This is a genomic window from Thermus sp. FJN-A, assembly GCF_054655095.1.
In genome coordinates, this window is sequence record NZ_BAAHSC010000177.1 from 1 (window position 1) to 22759 (window position 22759).

Genomic DNA, 22759 nt, shown 5'->3' on the forward strand with positions numbered 1-22759 from the left:
GGGTAAAACCCTTTAAACGTGCCCCACAAGACACGTCCACATGGGGGATTAGCCTGGGTTTCCCCAGGTTGTCCCCCTCTTCCGGGTAGGTCACCCACGCGTTACTCACCCGTCCGCCGCTGACCACGGAGTAAAACCCCATGGCCCGCACGACTTGCATGTCTTAGGCACGCCGCCAGCGTTCACCCTGAGCCAGGATCAAACTCTCCAACAAAAACGCCTAAAAGGCGTTTGGTGGCTAGGTGTGTTGCCTCTGCTCTCCCCTTTTCAAGATCCCCCTGCTTGGGCCTTCGCCCGCGCAGCAAAAGCCATGCTATCAACCCTCCTCCCGCTTGTCAACACCCCCCAGGCGGCGGATCTCCTCAATGAAGCGCTCCACCGAGTCAAACTCCCGGTAAACGGAGGCGAAGCGGATGTAGGCCACGTGGTCCAGGTCGCGCAGGAAGGCCATGGCCTTGAGGCCGATCTCCTCCGAGGAGATCTCCGGCCCCGTCACCTGGTCCTCGAAGGCGTAGGCGAAGCGGCGCAAGACCTCCTGATCCACCGGCCGCTTCTCGCAGGCCAGGAGGAGGCCCCTTAGGAGCTTGTCCGGGTTAAAGGGTTCCTTGCGGCCGTCCCGCTTGATGACCATGAGGGGCTCCAGCTGGGTGCGCTCGTAGGTGGTGAAGCGACGGCCGCAGGAAGGGCACTCCCGCCTTCTGCGGATGGCCGCCCCCTCGTCCGAGGGCCTCGAGTCCACCACCCGGGTGTCGGGGTGGCCGCAGTAAGGGCACTTCATGGCACTTCCCGCAGGAGTTCGTAAACCTCCGGGGAGATGGGAGGCTCGGGGAGCTGGACCTCCAGGACCACCCCCCGGATGCCCTCGGAGACCATGGAGCCCAGGCCCAGGGCCGCCCGTACCAGGGCCTGGTCGTGGGCCTCTCCCGCCGGATCCCGGGAGGGCACCACCCCGTTGACCCGCACCCCGGGAAAGGTGCGGCTTGCCCCCTCGATCAGCCCCTCCACCGCCTTGCGCACGGAGAGGGTGTGGGGCTCCACGCGGGCGGCGGGGGGCAGGACCAGGGTGACGAACCCCCCCCCTGCCAGGTGGCGCAGGCCCTGCTGCAGGACGTAGAGGCTACTCTTCACGTCCTGGCTCATGAGGTCGTACCATTCCCCTTCCAAAAGCTCCACGAAGGGGGTCTTGCTCTCGGCGGTGGTCACGTGGACGATGCCGTCCAATAGGCCGAAAAGCTCTTCAACCTTTTCAAAGGTGCTGGTCACGTCCAAAACCACGCTCATGTCCCCCCGGATGGGGATGGCGGTGGCCCCCAGGGCTTCCACCTCCGAGGCCACCCCCGTGGCCAGCTCCACGTCCGGGTCCACGGCGATGACCGTGGCCCCGTTGCGCCCGTAGCCGTGGGCGATGGCGCGCCCGAAGCCCCTCCCGGCTCCCGTCACCATGACGATCCGGCCCTCGAGGCCCAAGAGATCCCGTGACATCAGGCCCATTGTACGGGAAAATAAGGGCATGGCCCGCATCCGCGTGGCAGAAGGGGACATCACCGCCTTCCAGGGGGATGCCATCGTCAACGCCGCCAACAACCACCTGAAGCTGGGGGCCGGGGTGGCCGGGGCCATCCTCAGGAAGGGGGGGCCCTCCATCCAGGAGGAGTGCGACCGCATCGGCAAGATCCGGGTGGGGGAGGCGGCGGTGACGGGGGCAGGAAACCTGCCCGTGCGCTACGTGATCCACGCCGCCGTCCTCGGGGATGAGCCCGCAAGCTTAGATACGGTGCGCAAGGCCACGGAAAGCGCCCTGAAAAAGGCGGTGGAGCTCGGCCTGAAGACCGTGGCCTTCCCCCTCCTGGGCACCGGGGTGGGGGGGCTTCCCGTGGAGGCGGTGGCCCGGGTGATGCTGGAGGAGATCAAGAAGGCCCCGGACACCCTGGAGGTCACCCTCTACGGCTACCGCAAGGAGGACGCCGAGACCATCCGCCGGGCCCTCTAGAGGGGCTTGCGGAAGCAGACGATCCGCTCCACTTCCCGGTAGCCCAGGCGGCGGTGGGAAGCGCCTCCCTGCGAAGGGGCCGCACCCGTACCCTCACGGTGCCCCCTGGGGCTGGTCTTCCCCACCCCCGCCGGGAGGAGGGGTGGGGCTTGGGGCGGCTTCTCCCTTCGGGAAGTAATCCGCCGCCAGGGCCCTAAGGTCGGCCTCCCCCACCCGGCCGTCCCCGTCCAGGTCCCCCTTGAGCCCCTTGCCCTCCTTGCCCCAGTTCTGGGCCAGCTCCAGCAGACTGGAAAAGGGCTTGCCCCGGGGAAGGGGCTGGCCCAGGGGCTTCCCCTCCTTGTCGTAAAAGACCACCCGGGGAGAAAGCCTGGGGACAAGGGCCTTTTGCGGGGTAAGGAGGAGGCGGAAGGCCTCCTGGTCCTTCAGGGGTTTGGCGAAGGCCACATCCAGGCGCAAAAGCCCCGCCTCCGGGTCGTAGCCCAAGAGGTAGACGGGGCTCGCCGCCTTCAGGCTGGCCAAGTCCGGGGTCAGATCCCGTAAGGGAAGCTCCAGCTGGAAGCCCATGGCCTCCCGCACCTCCACCCGGGCCAGCAGGAGGAAGGGTCCTTCCACCTGGGCCGGGGGGGCCACCAGGGAAAGCCTGGGCGGGGGCGGATCGGAAACGGTGAGGGTGAGCCGCTGCGCCCGGCTGTTCTTGGCCCCGTCCTCCACGGTGAGGATGAGGGCGAACTGGCCCTTCTCCCGGGGTACCCCGCTGATCCGGCCCCCCTGGAAGGCGAGGCCCTGGGGAAGCTTGCCTTCCAGGGCGAAGCTATAGGGCCGCACCCCCCCTTCGGCGCTGAAGGCGTAGGCGTAGCTTTCCCCCAGGTAGGCGGGGGGGAGGCTGGTGGCGGTGAGGCGCAAGGGCTCCGTCCCCACCCCCGTGGGGTCCTGGGTGCCGCAGGCGGCGAGGAAAAGAACCAGGGGCCAGAGCTTCCGCATGGGAAGAGTTTAGCCGGTATAGTTGAGGGCATGGTGAAGCCGGACTGGTGGATTCGGGAGATGGCCAAGAAGGGCATGATCGAGCCCTTTGAGGAGCGCCTGGTGCGGGAGGGGGTGATCAGCTACGGCCTTTCCAGCTTCGGCTACGACCTCCGGGCCGCCACAGAATGGAAGATCTTCACCAACGTGTTCTCCACGGTGGTGGACCCCAAGCGCTTTGACCCCAAAAGCTTCGTGGAGTACGAGGGGGAGGAGGTCATCATCCCCCCCAACTCCTTCGCCCTCACCCGGAGCGTGGAGTACATCCGCATGCCGGAAAACGTGATCGCCATCGCCTTGGGCAAGAGCACCTACGCCCGGTGCGGCATCGTGGCCAACGTGACCCCCCTGGAGCCGGGCTGGGAGGGGCACGTGACCCTGGAGATCTCCAACACCACCCCCCTGCCCGCCAAGGTCTACGCGGGGGAGGGCATCGTGCAGATCATCTTCCTGGAGGGCCCGAGGCCGGAGACCACCTACCGGAGCCGAAAGGGGAAGTACCAGGGGCAAAGGGGCATCACCCTGCCCCGGGTGTAGGCTATGGGCGTGCGCGTCCTCTTCCTTCTCCTCCTCTTCCTCAGCGCCTGCAAGGGTGAGAGCATGAAGCCCGTCCCCTACCTTTCGGAGACCCCCGTGCGCTCCTTCACCGCCCCCAAGGCGGTGCTGGAGCCGGGGAAGGACTACTACGCCCGCCTCGAGACCACCAAGGGGAACATCCTCCTGGACCTCCTGGAGAAAGAAGCCCCCAACACCGTGAACTCCTTCGTCTTCCTGGCCCTGCACCGCTACTTTGAGGGGGTGGCGTGGCACCGGGTCATCCCCGGCTTCGTGGCCCAGACCGGGGATCCCACGGGCACCGGACGGGGAGGCCCCGGCTATGCCTTTGGCCTGGAGATCGCCCCCGGCCTGGCCTTTGACCGGGAGGGCCTGGTGGGCATGGCCCGCACCCAGGACCCCAACTCCAACGGAAGCCAGTTCTTCATCACCCTGGCCCCCACGCCCCACCTCACGGGGCAGTACACTCTCTTCGCCCGGGTGGTGGAGGGGATGGACGTGGTGAAGCGCCTCTCCCCCACGGAGGGGCCGGGGGCCGGGGGGACCCGGGACAAGATCCTCCGCGTGGAGATCCTGGTCAAGGAATGATCCCCGAAGGCACCCGCTTCCTTTTGCCCCCCGAGGCAAGGCTCAAGGCCGAGCTCGTGGGGAGGCTACGCGATCTCTTCCTGCGCCACGGCTACGAGCCCGTGGAGCTCCCCGCCCTGGAGCTTTACGACCCCGCCCACCCCCTGGCGGAGCGGGCCTTCAAGCTCGTGGACCGCACGGGCGAGGTCCTGGCCTTGAGGAGCGAGTTCACCACCCTTCTGGCCCGGCTCCTCAAGGGAAGCCTCCCGGAAGGGGTGCACCGCTTCCAGTACGCGGGGGCCCTCTGGCTTAGGGAGGCGGATGCGGAGCTCGGGCGCCTCCGGGAGTACACCCAGGTGGGGCTGGAGCTCATCGGGGCCACGGGCCCCTTGGCGGATGCGGAGGTTTTGGAGCTGGCCTTCGCCGCCCTCGAGGCCTTGGGCCTAGGGGGCGTGGTGGAGGTGGGGCTACCGAGCCTGGTGGGGGAGGTGCTCCGGGCCTCGGGCCTCCCGGAAGGGGCGCAGAAGGAGGCGCAAAGGGCCATCCACCGCAAGAACCTGCCCGAGCTTCAGGCCCTCCTCGCCCGCCACCCCGTGCCGGAGGAGGCCCGGAAGACCCTCCTCGCCCTCCCCGACCTCTACGGGGAGAAGGAGGTCCTGGAGGAGGCCAAAGGCCTGCCCCTGCCCCCAAGGGCCAAGGAGGCCCTCCGCCACCTGGAAAAGACCCTGGCCCTCTTGGGAAGGCCCGTCCTCCTGGACCTGGGCATGGCCCGGCGCTACGAGTACTACTCCGGCATCTTCTTCCGGGCCTACACCCCGGGCTTCGGCCTCCCCCTCCTGGGAGGGGGGCGGTACGACGGGGCCCTCTTGCCCCAGGCGGCGGGCTTCGCCCTGGGGGTGGAAAGGGCCCTGGAGGCCCTGAAACCCCCTAAGAAGGAGGCTTCCCCGGAGGTGCTGGCCCTGGACCTAGAGGCCCTCCGCCACTTCGCGGGGAGGATGCGGGCGGAGCTGTTCCACGGGGAAGACCCCGTGGCCTACGCCAAGGCCCGGGGCATCCCTTACCTGGCGCGGGGGGCGCACCTTTGGCGCGCGGAGGAGGAACCGTGAGGCGCTACCTCCTCACCGTCGCCCTCCCCAAGGGGAGGATGTTCCAGGAGGCCTACGGGGCCCTAAAACGGGCGGGCCTGGACCTGCCCCCCGTGGAAAACGCCCGGGCCCTCCTCCACGGGGAGGAGGGAGGCATCGCCCTGCTGGAACTCCGCAACAAGGACGTGCCCGTCTACGTGGACCTGGGCATCGCCGAGATCGGGGTGGTGGGAAAGGACATCCTCCTGGACTCGGGAAGGGACCTCTTTGAGCCCGTGGACCTGGGCTTTGGCGCCTGCCGGCTTTCCCTCATAAGGCGCCCCGGGGACACGGGACCCATCCGCCGCATCGCCACCAAATACCCCAACTTCACCGCCCGCTTCCTGAAGGAAAGGGGCCTCTTGGCCGATGTGGTGGAGCTTTCCGGAAATATTGAGCTCGCGGTGGTCACGGGGCTGGCGGACGCGGTGGTGGACGTGGTGCAGACGGGGGCCACCCTGAGGGCGGCGGGGCTTGTGGAGGTGGAGGTCCTGGCCCACTCCACGGCCAGGCTCGTGGTGAACCGCCAAGCCCTGAAGCTCAAAAGGGAAATCCTCAAGCCCCTCATCGCCAGGCTGCGCGAGCCCCAGGGAACCTAGACCGCAACCATGAGGGAACGCACCGAGGAACGAAGGCGGCGTCTAGAGGAGGTGCTCCGGAGGCGGCAGCCCGACCTCACCGTCCTCCTGGAGAACGTGCACAAACCCCACAACCTCTCCGCCATCCTGCGCACTTGCGACGCGGTGGGGGTCCTCGAGGCCCACGCGGTGAACCCCACGGGGGGCGTGCCCACCTTCAACGAGACCAGCGGGGGAAGCCACAAGTGGGTCTACCTCCGGGTCCACCCCGGCGTCCAGGAGGCCTTCCGCCACCTCCGGGAAAGGGGCTTCAGGGTTTACGCCACCGCCTTGCGGGAAGGGGCCGTGGACTACCGGGAGGTGGACTACACCAAGCCCACCGCCATCCTCCTGGGGGCGGAGAAGTGGGGGGTTTCCGAGGAGGCCCTTGCCCTCGCCGACGGGGCCATCCAGATCCCCATGCTCGGCATGGTGCAAAGCCTGAACGTCTCCGTGGCGGCGGCGGTGATCCTCTTTGAGGCCCAGGGACAGCGGCTCCGGGCCGGGCTCTACGAGAAGCCCCGCCTGGATCCAGAGCTCTACCAGGAGGTACTTGCGGACTGGCTCAGGAAGTGAGGAGGGCCTCCTCCTCCAAAAGCTCCTCCAGGGCCTGGGCCTTGACGCCGAGAACGGAAACCCGAACCTGAAGCTCTCCCCAGGCCTCCTCGTCCCCCGGGTTTTCCTTGGCCCTTTTCCAAGCGTTTTGGAAGGCCCTGGAAGCCTCGTCCAGCTCGTCCAGGAGCACCCCCAGGACCTCCCTCAGGTGTTCCTTGCGCGCCCGTTTCCGGGCTTCCGCCTTGGGCATCCTACCTCCTTCCCATCCTGCGGAGAAGCCGCTCCACCCGCTTCTGGTAGGCGCGGATCTCGCGCTCCCAGTACCGGATCAGCTCCCACCTGGGCTCGGGCCCACGCAACTCCTCCTCTATTTTGGCCTGGTGCTCACGGATGCGCGCTTGGTAGCTCTCCACGCTCTTGCGCAACCGCCTATTGCCCATGCACGTACGTGAGCCAGCCCTCGTACTCGGGGCGCCGCCCGGTGACGGCCTCCAGGTAGACCTCCCGAAGCCTCATGGTGATGGGCCCCGCCGTTCCCTGGCCGATGGGCCGCCAGTCGATCATGGAGACCGGGGTCACCTCGGCGGCGGTCCCGGTCATGAAGACCTCGTCGGCCATGTAGAGCTGGTCGCGGGTGGCCCGGACCACCTGGACCTCGTAGCCCAGGTCCTGGGCGATCCGGATCACCGAGTCCCGGGTGATGCCCTCCAGGTTCACCGAGTGCTCCAGGGCGTAAATGACCCCGTCCCGCACAAAGAAGAGGTTCTCCCCGCTGCCTTCCGCCACGTAGCCCTCCTCGTCCAGAAGGAGGGCCTCGTCGGCCCCGGCGGCCACGGCTTCCATCTTGGCCAGGGCCGAGTTCACGTAGTTCCCCCCCACCTTGGCCTTGCCCGGCATCACGTTGGCGGGGAAGCGGGCCCAGGAGCTGGTGATGAGCCTGGCCCCCCGCCGCACCGCCTCCTCCCCCAGGTAGGCCCCCCACTCCCAGGCGGCCACCATCACCTCGGCGGGGTTGTTGGGGAGGGGGTTGACCCCGAGGGCCTTCGCCCCCATCCAGGCCAGGGGGCGGATGTAGCAGCTCTTGTAGCCGTTTTTCCGTACCACCTCCTTGATGGCCTCTTCCACCTCTTCCGGGGCGAAGGGGATCTCCATGCGGAGCACCTTGGCGGAGTTGTAGAAGCGCTTCACGTGCTCCTTGAGGCGGAAGATGGCAGGCCCCTTGGGGGTCTCGTAGGCCCGTATGCCCTCAAACACGCTGGTGCCGTAGTGGAGGGCGTGGGAGAGGACGCTGGTCTTGGCCTCCTCCTGGGGAACCAAGTTGCCGTTCATCCAGATCAAGCCGGCCTTGATGTGCACGTCCCCACCCTTGGCTTCAGGTTTGGTCATGGCGAACCTCCGCCCCCATCATAACGCTTTTTTGCCCTCCCACCTCGGCGCGCAAGGCCTGGAACACCCCCTTGGCCTCCTCGGCCAGCCGGAGGGCCGCCCGGGCCTTCAGCCCTCCCTCCCGCAGGAGGAGGAAGACGGTGCGCCCGGCCCCCGGGGGGCTCAGGGGGCGGAGGTGAACCCGCTTGGCCTCCGGCAAGGTCCAGAGGGCCACCTCGGGCAAGAGGGTTAGCCCTCCCACCTCCTCCACCAGAAGGACCAGGGTCTCCAGGTTCCCCGCCTGGAACTCCAGGCGCCGCCGGGCCAGGCCGGGCCGGCACAAGGCCAGGATCTGGTCGCGGAAGCAGTGCCCCTCGGCCAGGATCCAGGTGTCCTCGAGGGGGATCTCCAAGGGGTGGATGGCCTCCTTGGGGTAAAGGGGGTGGTGCGGGGAAACGTAGGCCAAGAAGGCCTCCTCAAACAGGGGGATGCCCCTAAGGCCCGCCTCTTCCTCGGGGGTAGCCACCAGCCCGGCGTCCAGGCTGCCGTCCAAAAGCCCCCGGAGGATGGCCGGGGTGAGCTCTTCCCGCACCACCAGCTCCAGGCCGGGGTAACGCCCGGCAAAGCCGGGCAGGAGGCGGGGCAGGAGGTAGGGGGCCAGGGTGGGGATGACCCCGATGCGAAAAGGGCCCTGGAACCCCCCCTCCTCCCCTTGGGCCAAGGCCTTAAGGCGCTCCACCTCCTCCAGCACCTTGCGGGCCTGGGCCACCACCGCCCGGCCCACCTCGGTAAGCTCCCCCCGGCTCCGGTCAAAAAGCCTCACCCCCAGGGCCTCTTCCAGCTTGCGGATCTGCACGCTCAGGGCGGGCTGGGTGAGGTAGACCCGCTCCGCCGCCCGGGTGAAGCTTCCCTCCTCCGCCAAGGCCACCAGGTAGCGCAGCTGGTTGAGGGTCGGGTACATAGCTCTAGTTTATTTCTATGGCCTGCCAAATCTATTGGACTTATGCTCCCTCCTTCCCTAAGGTGGGAACTGCCTGGCCCAGAGGGGCCGAGGCGAAGGAGGTAAGCCATGTTCTTGCGGATCGACCGGTTGCAGATCCAGCTACCCATGCCCAAGGAACAGGACCCAAACGCCGCCGCTGCGGTCCAGGCCCTTTTGGGTGGCCGCTTCGGGGAGATGTCCACCCTGATGAACTACATGTACCAGTCCTTCAACTTCCGGGGCAAGAAGGCCCTCAAGCCCTACTACGATCTCATCGCCAACATCGCCACCGAGGAGCTGGGCCACATTGAGCTGGTGGCGGCCACCATCAACAGCCTCCTGGCCAAGAACCCGGGGAAGGACCTGGAAGAGGGCGTGGACCCCGTGAGCGCCCCCCTGGGTTTCGCCAAGGACGCCCGCAACGCCGCCCACTACATCGCCGGCGGGGCCAACAGCCTGGTCATGGGGGCCATGGGGGAGCACTGGCACGGGGAGTACGTCTTCACCAGCGGCAACCTCATCCTGGACCTCCTCCACAACTTCTTCCTGGAGGTGGCGGCCCGCACCCACAAGCTCCGGGTCTACGAGATGACCGATAACCCCGTGGCCCGGGAGATGATCGGCTACCTCCTGGTACGGGGCGGGGTCCACGCCGCCGCCTACGGCAAGGCCCTGGAGAGCCTCACCGGGGTGGAGATGACCAAGATGCTCCCCATCCCCCGCATCGACAACGGCAAGATCCCCGAGGCCAAGAAGTACATGGACCTGGGCTTCCACAGGAACCTCTACCGCTTTAGCCTCGAGGACTACCAGGACCTGGGCCTCATCTGGAAGGGGGCCTCCCCCGAGGACGGGAGCGCGGTGGTGGTGGTGGACGGCCCCCCCGCGGGCGGCCCAGTCTTCGACGCGGGCCACGACGCCGCGGAGTTCGCCCCCGAGTTCCACCCGGGCGAGCTCTACGAGATCGCCAAGAAGCTCTACGAGAAGGCGAAGTAAAGCCCCAAGCACCCACCCCCCGTATCCGCCCCTTTGGGGCCCCCACCGCGGCCTTCGCCGCGGTGGGGTGCTTAACCCGCCCCGTACCTCCCCCCCGGGAGGGCCCGGACCAGGCCCTTGAGCTCCAGGAGGGTGAGGAGGGAGAGGACCTTCTCCGGGGGGAGCCCCAAGGCCGCGGCCAGGTCCTCGGGGAGGGCTTCTTTCCCTTGCAGGAAGGCGTAGACCCTCCCTTCCTCCTCGGAAAGGGCCGGGGCCTCCTTCGGCCTCTGGTCCAAGCCCAGGTAGGAGAGGACGTCGTCTGCGGAGAGCACGGGATAGGCCCCGTCCTGGATGAGGCGGTTGGCCCCCTTGGAGTTCTCGTCGCTGGGGCGGCCCGGCACCGCCAGCACCTCCTTCCCCAGCTCCAGGGCGTGGCGGGCGGTGATGAGGGCCCCGGACTCGAGGGGGGCCTCCACCACCACCACCGCCCGGGAAAGCCCCGCGATCAGGCGGTTCCTCCTGGGGAAGAACTCGGGCTTAGGCTCGGTGCCAAAGGGAAACTCGGAGAGGAGGTCCATGCGCTCCGCCAAGGCCCGGTGCTCCGGGGGGTAAAGACGGTCCAAGGCGCTTCCCAAGACCCCCAGGGTGCGCCCGCCCCCCTCCAGCGCCCCCAGGTGGGCCTCCCGGTCAATCCCCCGGGCGAGGCCCGAAACCACCCAAAGCCCCGCCTCGGAAAGCTCCCGGGCGAGCCTCCGGGCGAAGGCCAAGGCCCAGGGCGCGGCCCGCCGGGTCCCCACCAGGGCCACGGCCCTCCCCTCCTCGGGAAGCTCCCCTTTCAGGTAGAGGTGGGTGGGCGGCTGCGGAAGCCGCCTAAGGCCTTCGGGAAACCCCTCTTCCCAAAGGCCCAGGAGGCGCACCCCCAGGCGCGAGGCCCGCTCCCTCTCCGCCCGCGCCCGGGCCTCCGCCTCCTTCCACCCCGCCGCCGCCTGGGGGAAGCGCTCCCGCAGAAGGGCCAAGGGGTCCTCCGCCGCCAAGAGCTCCAGAAGCCGCTTGGGACCGATTCCGGGCAGGAAGGCGAGGGCCAGGGGGTCCACGGGCTGGAGTATACTTAAAACCTGGAAGGTCCGGTCCCCGGCCGAAAGGGCCAATCCCAGGGGGCCGGGATCACCTAACGCCATGGAAGAAAAAAGCTACTCCGGATTCGTGGCCCTCGTGGGCAAGCCTAACGTGGGCAAGTCCACCCTCCTCAACAACCTCCTGGGGGTGAAAGTGGCCCCCACGAGCCCCCGCCCCCAGACCACCCGCAAGCGCCTCCGGGGCATCCTCACCGAGGGGAAGCGCCAGATCGTCTTCGTGGACACCCCCGGCCTGCACGAGCCCATGGACGCCCTGGGGGAGTTCATGGACCAGGAGGTCTACGAGGCCCTCTCGGACGTGAACGCGGTGGTGTGGGTGGTGGACCTGCGCCACCCCCCCACCCTCGAGGACGAGATGGTGGCCAAGGCCCTGAGGCCCCTGGCGGGCAAGGTGCCCATCCTCCTGGTGGGCAACAAGCTGGATGCGGCCAAGTACCCCGAGGAGGCCCTAAAGGCCTACCACGCCCTCCTTCCCGAGGCCGAGGCCCGCATGCTCTCCGCCCTGGACGAGCACCAGGTGGCCGAGCTCAAGGCGGAACTCCTTGCCCTCCTCCCCGAGGGACCCTTCTACTACCCCGAGGACTTTGCCAAGAGCGACCAGGACTTCGGGGAATGGGTGGCGGAGATCGTGCGGGAAGAGGCCATGAAGCGCCTCTGGCACGAGGTGCCCTATGCCGTGGCGGTGAAGACCGAGGAGGTGGCGGAGCGGGCAAACGGCGTCCTCTACATCAAGGCCATCCTCTACGTGGAGCGGCCCTCCCAGAAGGGGATCGTCATCGGGGAGGGGGGAAGGAAGCTCAAGGAGATCGGCCAGGCGGCGAGGAAGCAACTGGAGATCTTCCTGAACCGCAAGGTCTACCTGGACCTGGAGGTCAAGGTCTACCCCGACTGGCGCAAGGACCCCGAGGCCTTGAGGGAGCTCGGCTACCGCTCCTCGGTAAGGTGAGGCCTGGCGGGCTCCCCTCCGCCTTCTCCGGTTACCATAACCCATATGCCCTGGCTTCTGCCCCAAGGAATAACCCCCCTTCACCAAAAGGCCCTGGACCGCTTCCTTGGCGGCCTCACGGAACGGCTTTCCGACCCCGGCGTGGACCGGAACGCCCTGGTGCGGGAGGAGCTTGCCCGGCTCCTCTACGGCAGGCCCTACGCGGAGCTTTTGGAGACCAACCCCCTGGCGGCCATGGGCCTGGACCCCGAGGGGATCACCTTCGAGGCCGAGTATTATGCCGCCACAGACCAGGAGAAGTTCCGGAAGGTAAAGCCCCTCCTCTGGTTCTGGAAGGTGTTGGACCTCACCCCCTTGGGCCAGTCCGTGCACTCCGGGGTGGCCATCCGCCGGGCCCTCGCCCCCTTCATCTTTAAGCGGGTGGGGAAAAACCCCAAGTTCTTCCAAAACGTGGAGTTCTCCGTGGGGTACAACCTGGAGCTGGGCGACGACGTGGTGGTCCACCGCTACGTCCTCCTGGACGACATCGGGGGCATCAAGATCGGGGACCGCACCTCCCTGTCCGACTACGTGAACGTCTACAGCCACACCCACCACGTCCTGGCCTCCCCCGACGTGACCCTGAAGGAGACCATTATCGGGAGCGGGGTGCGCATCACCTACCACGCCACGGTCCTGGCCGGGGTGCGCATCGGGGACGACGCCATGGTGGGCACGGGGGCCATCGTCACCAAGGACGTCCCTCCCCACGCCATCGCCCTGGGGGTGCCCGCGCGCCCCGTGCGCTTCAAGGTGCGCCACGACTGCCCCTACTGCCGCAAGGGGGAACCCCACCCCTCGGACCTCATCCCCAGGCTCCCCGACCGCAAGGGGAACCCCGACTACCCCGACTTCCTCCCCCCCGGCTTCGGCACCCGGGAGGCCTAGGCCATGTGGACCAAGGAGGAGCTAGACCGCTACCACCGCCAGATGATCCTGCCCCAGGTGGGGCCCGAGGGACAGGAAAGGCTCAAGCGGGCCTCCGTGGTGGTGGTGGGGGCAGGGGGCCTGGGGGTGCCGGTACTGCAGTACCTGGTGGCCGCCGGGGTGGGGCGCATCGGCATCGTGGAGATGGACCGGGTGGAGGTCTCCAACCTCCACCGCCAGGTGCTCTACACCCCCGAGGACGTGGGCAAGCCCAAGGCCCTGGTGGCCCGGGAGCGCCTTCTGGCCCAGAACCCCCTGGTGGAGATCGTGGCCTACCCCGTGCGCCTCACCTCGGCCAACGCCCTGGAGATCCTCAGGCCCTACGACCTGGTGGTGGACGCCTCCGACAACTTCCCCACCCGCTACCTGGTGAACGACGCCTGCGTCCTCCTGGGGAAGCCCTTGGTCTTCGGGGCCATCTACCAGTTTGACGGGCAGCTCGCGGTCTTCCACCACCCCACGGCGGAGGGGGAGATGGGGCCCTGCTACCGTTGCCTCTTCCCCAAGCCTCCCCCTCCGGGAAGCGTCCCCTCCTGCGCCGAGGCCGGGGTGTTCGGCGTGCTTCCCGCGGTGGTGGGAAGCCTCATGGCCGCCGAGGCGTTGAAGGTGCTTTTGGGCCTAGGGCAACCCCTCGCCGGGCACCTCCTGCTCTACGAGGCCTTAGAGGCGGGTTTCCGCAAGCTCCGGGTCAGGCGCAACCCCGCCTGCCCCGTGTGCGGGGACCACCCCACCCAGAGGGAACTCATAGACTACGAGGCCTTTTGCGGCCTTTAGGGACCCCCGCCGCGGGGGGGACTTAGCTTCGGGCCTCGAGGGGCACGTAAGGCACGTCCAGCTCCCCCGTGTACTTGGCATCGGGACGCAGGAGGCGGTTGTCCAGCTCCTTGTACTCCAGGATGTGCCCCACCCAACCGGAGATGCGGGCCACGGCGAAGATGGGGGTGAAGAACTCCAGGCCGAAGCCCAGGTCGGAGTAGACCACCCCGGAGTAGAAGTCCACGTTGGGGTAGATGCCCCGGGGGTTCAAGACCTTCCCCGCCTCCTCCTCCACGATCTTCAAGATCTGGTACTCGGTGGAGTGGCCGTGCTTTTCCGCCACCAGCCGGGCCAGCCGCTCCAACACCCCAGCCCGGGGGTCAAAGGCCTTGTACACCCGGTGGCCCATGCCCATGATGCGCTCTTTCTTGGCCAGCCGCTCCCGCACCCACTCCCGGGCCCTTTCCGGAGCGCCGATCTCCTGGATCATCTTCATGACCGCCTCGTTGGCCCCGCCGTGCCTGGGGCCCTTCAGGGAGGCCACGGCGGCGGTGATGGCGGAGTAAAGGTCGGTCTCGGTGGAGAAGGCGGCGATGGCGGTGAAGGTGCTGGCGTTGAAGCCGTGCTCCGCGTGCAGGATCAGGGCCGCATCCATGAGGCGCTCCTGCTCGGGGGAAGGCTCCACCCCACTCGCCATGTAGAGGAAGTTGGCGGCGTGGGAGAGGTCCTCCCGGGGCGGGATAGGCTCCTTGCCCTCCCTAAGGCGTTTGTTGGCGGCCACGATGGTGGCGAACTTGGCGATGAGGTCCAGGCCCTTCTGGTAGAGGGCTTCCCGGGAGATGTCGGCCTCGCCGGGATCCAGCATCCCCAGCTCCGAAACGGCGGTGCGCAGGAAGCTCATGGGGTGGGCCGAGGCCGGGTAGCGGCGGAAGGAGGCCAGGAGGTGGTCGGGCAAGGCCCGCCTGCGGGCCAGGTCCTTCCTGAAGCCCTCTAGCTCTTCTCGCTTGGGGAGTCTCCCGTGGAGCAGGAGAAACGTGGTTTCCTCAAAGGTGCTCTTCTCCGCCAGCTCCTGGATGGGGATGCCATAGTAGTAAAGCCGGCCCGCCTCCCCGTCAATGAAGCACATGCGGCTCTCCGTGAAGAGAACGCCTTCCAAACCCCGTGCCACTTCCATAGGCTCCTCCTTTTCCGCACCCAAGGGGTGCTTCCTCCCCATCATACTAGGGAAAGGCTTCATACCCTGTTTCCTTCGCCCTAGGGAGCCCGGGAATCCGGCACCTAGCCCTTCCACCGGGGCCCCATGCCGGCCCAAAGCCAGCATGGGGTGGCCTCAGAGGGCGTCCTCCTGGAGGACAAGGGTCTTGAGGTAAAGGCTTTCGGGCACGTGCAGGCTCCAAGGGTGATCCTTGGGCTGGTAGGTGAGGGCATGGACCCGAAGGCGCATCCCCCGGTCTGCGGCCGCACGGCGGGCCACCTCCAGGAGGTCTTCCGGCTTCAGGTAGTAGCTGCAGGCGGAAAGCCAAACGAAGCCCTCCGGGGCCAGAAGTCGCAGGCTTTCCCGCACCAGGTCCACCAGGTGGCGCTTCATGGGGGGAAGGTCCTCGGGGCGCTTCACCAGGGTGGGTGGGTCCAAAAGGACGTGGTGAAAAACCCCCTCCAGGCCCTTGAGCACCGCCAAGGCCTCCCCGTGGCGGATGTCCACCCTAAGCCCCGCCCGCATGGCGGCGCGGTCCAAGACGGCGAGGGCCTCGAGGTCCTTGTCCACCGCCAAGGCGTAAGCCCCCCGGCGGGCCGCCCTCAGGGCAAACCCCCCCACGTAGCTATAGACGTCCAAGACCCGCTCCCCGGGCCGCACCGTGGCCTCAAAGAGGCGGCGGTTTTCCCGCTGGTCCAAGTAGAAGCCCGTCTTCTGGGCCAGGGCCAGGGGGACGGGGAAAAAGAGGCCGTCCTCCTCCACCTCCAGAACCTCCGGCACCTCCCCGAAGACCACCCCCACGCGCTCGGGCAACCCCTCCTGCCTCCTGGCCTCCACGTCGCTCCGCTCGTAAACCCCCTTGGGCCCCACGGCCTCCAACAGGGCGGGAAGCCACACCTCCCTCAGGGCCTCCATCCCCCGGGTGCGCACCTGCAGGACCAGGACCTCCCCGAAGCGGTCCACCACGAGCCCGGGAAGCCCGTCGGCTTCCCCGTGGACCAGGCGGTAGCTTGGGCCCATCCCCTCCCGCTTCCGGAGGGCCCTCTGAAAGCGGGCCAGGAAGAAGCGGCGGTCCAAGGGCCCCCGGTCAAAGCGGTAGGCGCGGAAGGGGACGCGGGAGGCGGGGTCAAAGAACCCCACCGCCAGGAAGCTTCCGTCCTGGGCCAAGGCCTCGGCCACGCCCGCTTCCTTTGGGGCCTCGAGGAGCTCGTCCCGGTAGAGGTTGGGGTAGAAGTTTCTGAGCTTTCTCTCCTTCCCCGGCCTGACCAGCACCCGCAGCACGGTTAAAGCATACCCCTGTGCTACCTTGGAACCATGAACCGAAAGCGCTGGCTGGCCCTCCTCCTCTTCGCCCTGGTGGTGGCCCTGCTCGTGGTGGGCCTGGGCCGCCTTACCCGTCCCCAGGAGGCCGCCCGCCCCTGGCGGGAGGCCACCGTGGAAGGAAGCGGGGAGAAGGTCATCCTCCTGGAACTAAAAGGCACCATCCCCACGGGTAAGGCCCTGGAGGACTTTCTCTCCCAAATCCGCCAGGCCAAGGAAGACCCCAGCGCCCGGGCTGTGGTCCTCTTCGTGGAAAGCCCCGGGGGTAGCGTTACGGAGACCGAGGCCATCCACCGGGCCCTACGGGACCTGGCCCAAAGCAAGCCCCTGGTGGCCGCCTTGGGCACCGTGGCCGCCAGCGGCGGCTACTACGTGGCCACCGCGGCCCGCGAGATCTTCACCCCCGCCACCGCCATCACCGGCTCCATCGGGGTCATCGCCACCCTGCCCCACGTGGAAGGCTTGTTGGCAAAGCTGGGCATCGGTGTGGAAGTCCTCAAGGAGGGACGCCTGAAGGACATGGCCTCGGGCTTACGTCCCCTGACCCCCGAGGAAAGGGCCCTCATCCAGACCTACATGCGCGAGGCCTACGAGCTCTTCCTAAAGCGGGTGGCCGAGGGACGGGGCATGCCCCTGGCCGAGGTCAAAGCCCTGGCCGACGGCCGCATCTATTCGGGCAGACAGGCCCTGGCCCTGGGCCTGGCCGACCGGGAAGGGTACCTGGGGGACGCTGCCCGGCGGGCCGCCGAGCTAGCGGGGCTTGAAGCCTTCCGCTTGGTGCGCTACCAGAAACCCAAGGGTCTCCTGAGGGACCTCCTGGGGGACGAACCCCCCCTGGGCTTCTCCTCCGGGGAGACAGAACGCCTCCTCTCCCTCCTCGCCCAAAGCCGCTTCCGCCTGGAGTACCGTTACCTGGGAGGTGGCCTATGGTGATCGCTAGCCCCTGGCGCAGGCTCGTGGCCTCCTTGGTGGACGGCCTCATCCTCGTCCCCATAAGCCTCCTCCTCATGCTCCTTGCGGGGGTGAACCCCTTGGGCCCAACCACCTTGGTCCAGGACCTCCTCTTCCAGTGGCTCCCCGGCTGGGCCTACTACACGGCCTTCACCGCCCTTTACGGGGCCACCCCGGGCAAGATGGCCTTGGGCCTCAAGGTGGTGCGGACGGACGGAAAACCCGTGGACTGGCTCACCGCCTTCATGCGGGAGGTGGTGGGCAAAACCCTCTCCACCCTCCCCCTTCTCCTGGGCTACCTCTGGGCCTTCTTCCACCCAAGGCGCCAAGCCTGGCACGACCTCATCGCCGACACCTTGGTGGTCCGAAGAGGCCAAGAACAACAAGGCCCCGGGCTTTAACCCCCGGGGCCCCCTCTGGTGGGCGATGGTGGACTTGAACCACCGACCTCACGCTTATCAGGCCCAAAAGGTACATACGTACCCGTACGGATAGCTACGGGATATCCCGTCCTTATGATTACTGTATTCCGGTATAGTACGGGAGTATCCCCCTACTTCCGGCTCCAACAGCCCCCCAAATAGCCCCCCGTTTCTGGTCCTTTTCCACAAAATGGCCCATGTTCGGATTGACCCGACAGGTACACCCCCCTTGCCCTAAGCTGTTCTCATGGCCCTCGAACCTTCCCTAACCCCCGAGCGGGTGCGCCCAGGGGTACGCCTCCTGGGCCTTTTGCCTGGGAAGGGCGTGATGGTGGAGCACGTGCGCTTCTTGGGGGAAACCCTCCAGGTGACCTACCGCGACCCAGACGGCCAGCTGGGGGAAGCCCTCCTCTATCCCGAGGACCTGGCCCTGCTCCAGGTGGAGGAAGCGCCTCGCTTTCCCTTGGATGCCCCGGGGGATCTCTTCCGCCTAGCCGCCGAGGCCAAGCGCATCCGCTTGGCTTACCTCTTTGATCCCATGATGGCGGTACACGCTTCCTTGGTGGAGCCTCTCCCCCACCAGATCGAGGCCGTTTACGGCCACCTCCTCCCCAAAACCCCCCTTCGCTTCCTCCTGGCCGATGACCCCGGGGCAGGCAAGACCATCATGGCTGGGCTCTACATCCGGGAGATGGCCCTCCGGGGGGCCCTGGAGCGGTGCCTGGTGGTGGCCCCCGGCGCCCTGGTCCTCCAGTGGCAGGAAGAGCTATGGGAGAAGTTCCGCCTCGACTTCCGGGTCTTCTCCCGCTTCACCCTCGAGACCTCCCAGGGCAACCCCTTCCGCGAACACCCCCTCTGGATCGCCCGCATGGACGGCTTAGCCCGCTTTCCCGAGGTGGCGGCGAAAGCTCTCGAGGTGGACTGGGACCTGGTGGTGGTGGACGAGGCCCACAAGATGGCCGCCTCCTACTACGGCCAGGAGGTGAAAGCCACCCGCCGCTACCGCCTGGGGCAGGAGCTTTCCCAGCGCGCCAAGCACTTCCTCCTCCTCACCGCCACCCCCCACCGGGGCAAGGAGGAGGACTTCCGCCTTTTCCTCGCCCTCCTGGACCCCGACCGCTTCCTGGGCAAGCCCCGGCCCAATAGCCCCCCGCCCGACGCCCAGGGGCTATGGCTCAGGCGGCAGAAGGAGGACCTGGTGCGCTTCGATGGCACCCCCCTCTTCCCTGAGCGCCGGGCCTACACGGTGGCCTACAGCCTCTCCCCCGAGGAGATGGGCCTCTATGAGGCGGTAACGGACTACGTGCGGGAGGAGATGAACCGGGCCGAGGCCCTCGAGGAAGGCCAAAGGCGCACCGTGGGCTTCGCCCTCACCCTGTTGCAAAGGCGGCTCGCCAGCAGTCCCCTGGCCATCTACCGCTCCCTGGAGAGGCGCCGGAAGCGCCTCGAGGCCCGCCGGGAGGAGGTGCGCCGGGGCCTCCTCGCCTTCCCCACCCTGGAGGAGGAGGACATCGAGGAGAAGGAGGAGTTTCCCGACGAGGAACTGGAAGCCGCCCCCGAGGTGCTGGACCAGGCCACCGCCGCCCGCACCCTGAGCGAGCTGGAGGCGGAAATCGCCACCCTAAGGCGCCTCGAGGCCCAGGCCAAGGCCCTCCTCCGGGGGCAGCAGGACCGGAAGTGGCAGGAGCTGCAGACCCTCCTGGAGGACAAGCGCATCCGCGGGCGCAAGCTCATCGTCTTCACCGAGCACAAGGACACCCTGGACTACCTGGAAAGCCGCCTCCAGGCCTACCTGGGGCGGCCCGAACAGGTGGTGGCCATCCACGGCGGCCTCTCCCGGGAGGAGCGCCGCCTGCGCCAGGCCCGCTTCACCCAGGACCGGGAGGTCCTCATCCTGGTGGCCACGGACGCCGCTGGGGAAGGGGTGAACCTGCAGCAGGCCCACCTCCTCATCAACTACGACCTCCCCTGGAACCCCGCCAGGCTGGAGCAGCGTTTCGGCCGCATCCACCGCATCGGCCAGACCGAGGTCTGCCACATGTGGAACCTGGTGGCGGAGAACACCCGGGAGGGGGAGGTCTACCTGCGCCTCCTCAGGAAGCTGGAGGAGGCCAGCCAGGCCCTGGGGGGGCGGGTGTTTGACGTGCTGGGCAGGCTCTTTCAGGAAAGGCCCCTCAAGGAGCTTCTCCTCGAGGCCATCCGCTACGGGGAGGACCCCCAGGTGCGGGCCCGGCTCTTCCGCCAGGTGGAGGGGGCGGTGGACCGGGAACGGCTGGAGAAGCTCCTGCAAAACGCCTTAGCCGCTGAGGTCCTGGACCCCAAGCGCCTGGAGGCCCTGCGCCTGGACATGGAGCGGGCCGAGGCCCGCAGGCTCCAGCCCCACTACCTGGGAAGCTTCTTCCGCGAGGCCCTGGAGGCCCTGGGGGGCACCGCCTACCTCCGGGAGGAAGGGCGGATGGAGGTGAGCTTCGTGCCCGCCAAAGTACGGGAGGCCAGGCCGGGGGTCCTGCGGAGCTACACCCGGGTCACCTTCCATAAGGGCAAGGTGAGCCTTCCTGGGAAGCCGGTGGCGGACTTCCTGGTGCCGGGGCACCCCTTGCTGGAGGGCGTTTTGGATGCAGTCCTCCGGGAATGGGGCCATAACCTGGAGCGAGGGACGGTCCTGGTGGACGAGAACGCCACAACCCCCCGCCTCCTCCTGGCCCTGGAGCACGAGGTGCGGGACGCCCACGGCCCTGTTTCCCGCCGCTTCCTCTACCTGAGCCTCAGCCCTAAGGGAGAGGTGCGGGAGGAGGGGCCCGCCCCCTACCTAGACCTACGCCCGGCCACGGAGGAGGAGCGAGCCGAGGCTTTCGGGCTTTGGGAAGGCTGGGACACGGCTGGGCTTCTGGCCCAGGCGGAGGCCTACGCCACCGCTAGGCTGGCCAAGGAACACCTCGAGGAGGTGCGCCGCTTCCGCCAGGCGGAGGTGGACCGCACCCTCCGGGCGGTGCGGGAGAGGCTCCTTTCGGAGATCTACCATTGGGACAGCCTGGCCGCCAGGGAGGAAGAACGGGCCAAGGCGGGGAAGACGGGGGCCTCGGGCCGGGCGGAGGCGGCCCGCCGGAGGGCGGACGAACTAAGGGAGCGTCTAAAGCGGCGGGAGCGGGAGCTGGAGGCGGCCAGGCACCTTCAGTCCCTCCCGCCCCGCCTCTCCCAGGCCATCCTGGTGGTGCCCCCGCTGACGCCCAAGGTGGAAGCCCCCGAGTTGGAAGCGCAAAGGCGCCTGGAGCGGCTGGCGGTGGAGGCGGTCCTTCTGGCGGAGCGGCGGCTGGGCCACGAGCCCAAGGAGATGCCCCCCGGATGGCCTGGCTACGACGTGGAGTCCCGTACCCTCCAGGGCACCCTCCGCTTCATCGAGGTCAAGGGCAAGGGGCCGGGCTCGGAGGTGGTGACCCTTTCCCGCACCCAGATCCTCACCGCCCTCAACAAGCCCACCTCCTGGTTCCTGGCGGTGGTGGAGACGGACGGGGAGAAAGCCTTGCGAGTGCACTACATTCCCACCCCCTTCGTGCGGGAGCCCGACTTCGGGGCCACCAGCGTGAATTACGATTTGAAGGAGCTTCTGGCCAAGGCGAAGCAGGTGGTGGTCCTGTGATATGCCCATATCCCAAAGCGGAGCTTGGGATACAAAAATGAGGGGTTTGTATCATATACCCCGTGCACCCCGAGGAGCTATTCGCTGGAAATCCTGGAGGCCTAGCCCAGGTCGTGTCAAGAGTTATGTGTAATAAGAAATCCCCCTAGTCCTCTCCCGTAGAATGGGGCCATGGACCTCGCCAAACACCAACGCCGCCCCCGGCTGCAACTCAAGCTGCAGCATCACCCGGATAACCTTCACGCCCTGTACCGGGAAAGCCAAGACCCCATAGAACGCTCCCGCTGGCACGCCCTCTGGCTCCTCGCCACCGGCCACCCCATCCCAAAAGTCGCCCAAACCCTGGGCTACTCCACCCGCTGGGTCCGGGACACCCTCCACCGCTACAACCAAGGCAAGCCCATGGCCGACCTCCGCCACCAAAACCCAGGCCAGCCCCCCTTGCTCCCCCCAGAACTCCAGGAGGCCTTCCGCCAGGCCCTCCTGCAACCCCATCCCCGGGACGGAATTTGGACCATAAGGAACGCCGCCGAGTGGCTCTCCGAGAGGCTGGGCCGCCCCGTGGACCCAAGGCGGGCCTGGAGTTGGATGAAGCGCCTGGGCTTTGCCCCCCTCCGCCCCCGTCCCCGGCACCGGGAGCGGGACCTGGCCGAGGGGGAGGCCTTCAAAAAAACCTCTTCTTCACGGTCTTTCTCCTGAAGTACCTCTTTCCCTGGCTGGAGTTGGAGCTCTGGGCCATGGACGAACACCGCCTGGGGCTGAAGCCGGTGTACCGGCGGGTGTGGGCGCCCCGGGGGAGGACGCCCCTGGCCTGGGTGCGGCCGCGGTACCGGTGGTTGTACGTGTACGGTTTCGTGCGTCCCAGTACGGGGGAGAGCGAGTTTTGGCTTTTGCCCACGGTGAATGCGGCTGTGTTCTCGGAGGTGCTTCGGCAGTTTGCCCGGCTTCGGGGGTCTGGGGGGAGGAAGGGGTTGCTGGTGGTGTTGGACCGGGCGGGATGGCACGTGTCCAGGCGGGTGGAGGTACCGGAGGGGGTAGGTTTGGTCTTTTTGCCCCCCTACTCTCCTGAGCTACAGCCTGTGGAGCGGGTATGGCCCTTGGTGGACGGGGTGGTAGCGAATGGGCGGGTGGATTCGGAGGAGGAGCTTTGGGAGAGGGTGGAGGCCCGCTGTGCTTACTTGCAGACCCAGCCGGAGCTTATTCGGAGCCACACTCTTTTTCACTGGTGGCCGGGGGGATGCTGAGGGAATGGATCGGGAGGATTTCATATAAGAGTCTGTGTGCGGGGGGCATACCGCTCCTGAAGCATCTTCTCCAGCACCTCCTTCACCTCCGAGAACCCCTTTAGTTTCCGTTCTGCCCACCTCCCTGCAAGATGTTCGCTTCGCGAAGCAGCCTGCCTCTCCGACTCCAGGTAAAGGAGCTTGTATACCGCCTCCGCCTTGGGAAACTTGTGGTCCCGCACCTTCGTCCCCCGCCGTAGCTCCCGGATAAACCGCTCCATCAGGTTGGTGCTCCGCAAGTACGGCCAAAGCACCTTGGGGTACCCGTAGAAGCGCAGGAAGGCTCCAGACTCCTCCACCCAAAGCCCCACCACCCCCGGGTACCGCGAACCCCAGGCGGCCTTCACCTCCTCCAAGGCCCCAAGAGCTTCTTCCCGGCTCTCCGCCCCGTACACCC

26 protein-coding genes and 1 rRNA gene are annotated in these 22759 nt (G+C 67.5%); 15 read left to right on the forward strand and 12 right to left on the reverse strand.

Going from position 1 to position 22759, the window contains the following annotated elements; translation table 11 throughout:
- From ACYQ0J_RS07285 to ACYQ0J_RS07295, 3 genes are all read right to left on the reverse strand, one after another.
- Window positions 1-214: ribosomal RNA gene (locus ACYQ0J_RS07285) — 16S ribosomal RNA — on the reverse strand; the annotation flags it as partial.
- Window positions 215-316: 102 nt separating this feature from the next.
- Complete coding sequence (gene nrdR, locus ACYQ0J_RS07290; RefSeq protein ID WP_460171510.1) at window positions 317-778, reverse strand: transcriptional regulator NrdR; 462 nt, start codon at window positions 776-778, stop codon at window positions 317-319.
- Window positions 775-1482, reverse strand: coding sequence for an SDR family NAD(P)-dependent oxidoreductase (locus ACYQ0J_RS07295; RefSeq protein ID WP_460171511.1), 708 nt, complete (start codon window positions 1480-1482; stop codon window positions 775-777). Before ACYQ0J_RS07295 ends, nrdR begins: the two co-directional genes overlap by 4 nt.
- 28 nt (window positions 1483-1510) lie before the next feature.
- Here ACYQ0J_RS07295 and ACYQ0J_RS07300 point away from each other — a divergent pair, with 28 nt between their 5' ends.
- Window positions 1511-1990 carry a macro domain-containing protein gene (locus ACYQ0J_RS07300; RefSeq protein ID WP_460171512.1) on the forward strand — a complete coding sequence of 160 codons (480 nt, stop codon included), beginning with the start codon at window positions 1511-1513 and terminating at the stop codon, window positions 1988-1990.
- 93 nt (window positions 1991-2083) lie between these two features.
- Here ACYQ0J_RS07300 and ACYQ0J_RS07305 read toward each other — a convergent pair whose 3' ends face one another.
- Complete coding sequence (locus ACYQ0J_RS07305) at window positions 2084-2971, reverse strand: putative Ig domain-containing protein (protein WP_460171513.1); 888 nt, start codon at window positions 2969-2971, stop codon at window positions 2084-2086.
- Between the two features lie 30 nt (window positions 2972-3001).
- Between ACYQ0J_RS07305 and dcd the strand changes: the two genes are divergently transcribed.
- Genes dcd through trmH form a run of 5 tightly spaced genes read left to right on the forward strand, consistent with a single transcriptional unit; the run spans window position 3002 to window position 6449 of the window.
- Window positions 3002-3547, forward strand: coding sequence for a dCTP deaminase (dcd, locus tag ACYQ0J_RS07310; RefSeq protein WP_460171514.1), 546 nt, complete (start codon window positions 3002-3004; stop codon window positions 3545-3547).
- A 3-nt stretch (window positions 3548-3550) separates the two neighbouring features.
- Window positions 3551-4153 (forward strand): peptidylprolyl isomerase, encoded by a 603-nt coding sequence (locus ACYQ0J_RS07315; protein ID WP_460171515.1) that lies wholly within the window; start codon window positions 3551-3553, stop codon window positions 4151-4153.
- Window positions 4150-5238, forward strand: a complete 1089-nt coding sequence (locus tag ACYQ0J_RS07320; protein WP_460171516.1) for an ATP phosphoribosyltransferase regulatory subunit — start codon at window positions 4150-4152, stop codon at window positions 5236-5238. The genes ACYQ0J_RS07315 and ACYQ0J_RS07320 overlap by 4 nt, the downstream gene beginning before the upstream one ends.
- Window positions 5235-5855: an ATP phosphoribosyltransferase gene (gene hisG / locus ACYQ0J_RS07325; protein ID WP_460171517.1), complete on the forward strand. Its 621-nt coding sequence runs from the start codon at window positions 5235-5237 to the stop codon at window positions 5853-5855. The genes ACYQ0J_RS07320 and hisG overlap by 4 nt, the downstream gene beginning before the upstream one ends.
- A gap of 9 nt (window positions 5856-5864) precedes the next feature.
- Window positions 5865-6449 carry a tRNA (guanosine(18)-2'-O)-methyltransferase TrmH gene (trmH, locus tag ACYQ0J_RS07330; protein WP_460171518.1) on the forward strand — a complete coding sequence of 195 codons (585 nt, stop codon included), beginning with the start codon at window positions 5865-5867 and terminating at the stop codon, window positions 6447-6449.
- Here the strand turns inward: trmH and ACYQ0J_RS07335 are convergent.
- From ACYQ0J_RS07335 to ACYQ0J_RS07350, 4 genes are read right to left on the reverse strand one after another with little or no spacing between them, the layout of a single operon-like run.
- On the reverse strand, window positions 6439-6678 hold the full coding sequence (locus ACYQ0J_RS07335; RefSeq protein ID WP_460171519.1) for a hypothetical protein: 240 nt from the start codon (window positions 6676-6678) through the stop codon (window positions 6439-6441). The two genes, trmH and ACYQ0J_RS07335, sit on opposite strands and share 11 nt — an antisense overlap.
- Before the next feature lies 1 nt (window position 6679).
- Window positions 6680-6868 carry a hypothetical protein gene (locus ACYQ0J_RS07340; protein ID WP_460171520.1) on the reverse strand — a complete coding sequence of 63 codons (189 nt, stop codon included), beginning with the start codon at window positions 6866-6868 and terminating at the stop codon, window positions 6680-6682.
- A complete protein-coding gene (locus ACYQ0J_RS07345; RefSeq protein WP_460171521.1) occupies window positions 6858-7814 on the reverse strand; it encodes a branched-chain amino acid transaminase in 957 nt (318 codons plus the stop codon). Before ACYQ0J_RS07345 ends, ACYQ0J_RS07340 begins: the two co-directional genes overlap by 11 nt.
- Window positions 7801-8754: a LysR substrate-binding domain-containing protein gene (locus ACYQ0J_RS07350; RefSeq protein ID WP_460171522.1), complete on the reverse strand. Its 954-nt coding sequence runs from the start codon at window positions 8752-8754 to the stop codon at window positions 7801-7803. Before ACYQ0J_RS07350 ends, ACYQ0J_RS07345 begins: the two co-directional genes overlap by 14 nt.
- Window positions 8755-8862: 108 nt before the next feature.
- Here ACYQ0J_RS07350 and ACYQ0J_RS07355 point away from each other — a divergent pair, with 108 nt between their 5' ends.
- Entirely contained in the window at window positions 8863-9771 is a 909-nt protein-coding gene (locus tag ACYQ0J_RS07355) for a manganese catalase family protein (RefSeq protein WP_460171523.1), read from the forward strand.
- A gap of 71 nt (window positions 9772-9842) precedes the next feature.
- Here the strand turns inward: ACYQ0J_RS07355 and dprA are convergent, their stop codons facing one another.
- Window positions 9843-10844 (reverse strand): DNA-processing protein DprA, encoded by a 1002-nt coding sequence (gene dprA / locus ACYQ0J_RS07360; RefSeq protein WP_460171524.1) that lies wholly within the window; start codon window positions 10842-10844, stop codon window positions 9843-9845.
- Between the two features lie 82 nt (window positions 10845-10926).
- Here dprA and era point away from each other — a divergent pair, with 82 nt between their 5' ends.
- From era to ACYQ0J_RS07375, 3 genes are read left to right on the forward strand one after another with little or no spacing between them, the layout of a single operon-like run.
- Window positions 10927-11832, forward strand: coding sequence for a GTPase Era (gene era / locus ACYQ0J_RS07365; RefSeq protein ID WP_460171525.1), 906 nt, complete (start codon window positions 10927-10929; stop codon window positions 11830-11832).
- A gap of 45 nt (window positions 11833-11877) precedes the next feature.
- Window positions 11878-12759, forward strand: a complete 882-nt coding sequence (locus ACYQ0J_RS07370) for an acyltransferase (protein ID WP_460171526.1) — start codon at window positions 11878-11880, stop codon at window positions 12757-12759.
- A gap of 3 nt (window positions 12760-12762) precedes the next feature.
- On the forward strand, window positions 12763-13572 hold the full coding sequence (locus tag ACYQ0J_RS07375) for a HesA/MoeB/ThiF family protein (protein WP_460171527.1): 810 nt from the start codon (window positions 12763-12765) through the stop codon (window positions 13570-13572).
- A 22-nt stretch (window positions 13573-13594) separates the two neighbouring features.
- On the opposite strand, the gene ACYQ0J_RS07380 is transcribed toward ACYQ0J_RS07375, so the two are convergent.
- Window positions 13595-14728, reverse strand: a complete 1134-nt coding sequence (locus tag ACYQ0J_RS07380) for a citrate/2-methylcitrate synthase (RefSeq protein WP_460171528.1) — start codon at window positions 14726-14728, stop codon at window positions 13595-13597.
- A gap of 156 nt (window positions 14729-14884) precedes the next feature.
- Window positions 14885-16030 (reverse strand): class I SAM-dependent rRNA methyltransferase, encoded by a 1146-nt coding sequence (locus ACYQ0J_RS07385; RefSeq protein ID WP_460171529.1) that lies wholly within the window; start codon window positions 16028-16030, stop codon window positions 14885-14887.
- Window positions 16031-16063: 33 nt separating this feature from the next.
- Here ACYQ0J_RS07385 and sppA point away from each other — a divergent pair, with 33 nt between their 5' ends.
- From sppA to ACYQ0J_RS07410, 5 genes are all read left to right on the forward strand, one after another.
- Complete coding sequence (sppA, locus tag ACYQ0J_RS07390) at window positions 16064-17002, forward strand: signal peptide peptidase SppA (protein ID WP_460171530.1); 939 nt, start codon at window positions 16064-16066, stop codon at window positions 17000-17002.
- Complete coding sequence (locus ACYQ0J_RS07395) at window positions 16996-17421, forward strand: RDD family protein (RefSeq protein ID WP_460171531.1); 426 nt, start codon at window positions 16996-16998, stop codon at window positions 17419-17421. The genes sppA and ACYQ0J_RS07395 overlap by 7 nt, the downstream gene beginning before the upstream one ends.
- 268 nt (window positions 17422-17689) lie before the next feature.
- Window positions 17690-21079: a helicase-related protein gene (locus tag ACYQ0J_RS07400; protein ID WP_018110568.1), complete on the forward strand. Its 3390-nt coding sequence runs from the start codon at window positions 17690-17692 to the stop codon at window positions 21077-21079.
- A gap of 171 nt (window positions 21080-21250) precedes the next feature.
- Complete coding sequence (locus ACYQ0J_RS07405; RefSeq protein WP_019551665.1) at window positions 21251-21778, forward strand: winged helix-turn-helix domain-containing protein; 528 nt, start codon at window positions 21251-21253, stop codon at window positions 21776-21778.
- A 38-nt stretch (window positions 21779-21816) separates the two neighbouring features.
- A complete protein-coding gene (locus ACYQ0J_RS07410) occupies window positions 21817-22323 on the forward strand; it encodes an IS630 family transposase (protein WP_008633626.1) in 507 nt (168 codons plus the stop codon).
- 20 nt (window positions 22324-22343) lie between these two features.
- Here ACYQ0J_RS07410 and ACYQ0J_RS07415 read toward each other — a convergent pair.
- A partial coding sequence (locus ACYQ0J_RS07415; RefSeq protein WP_460171532.1) for a transposase occupies window positions 22344-22759 on the reverse strand: 416 nt, incomplete at its 5' end.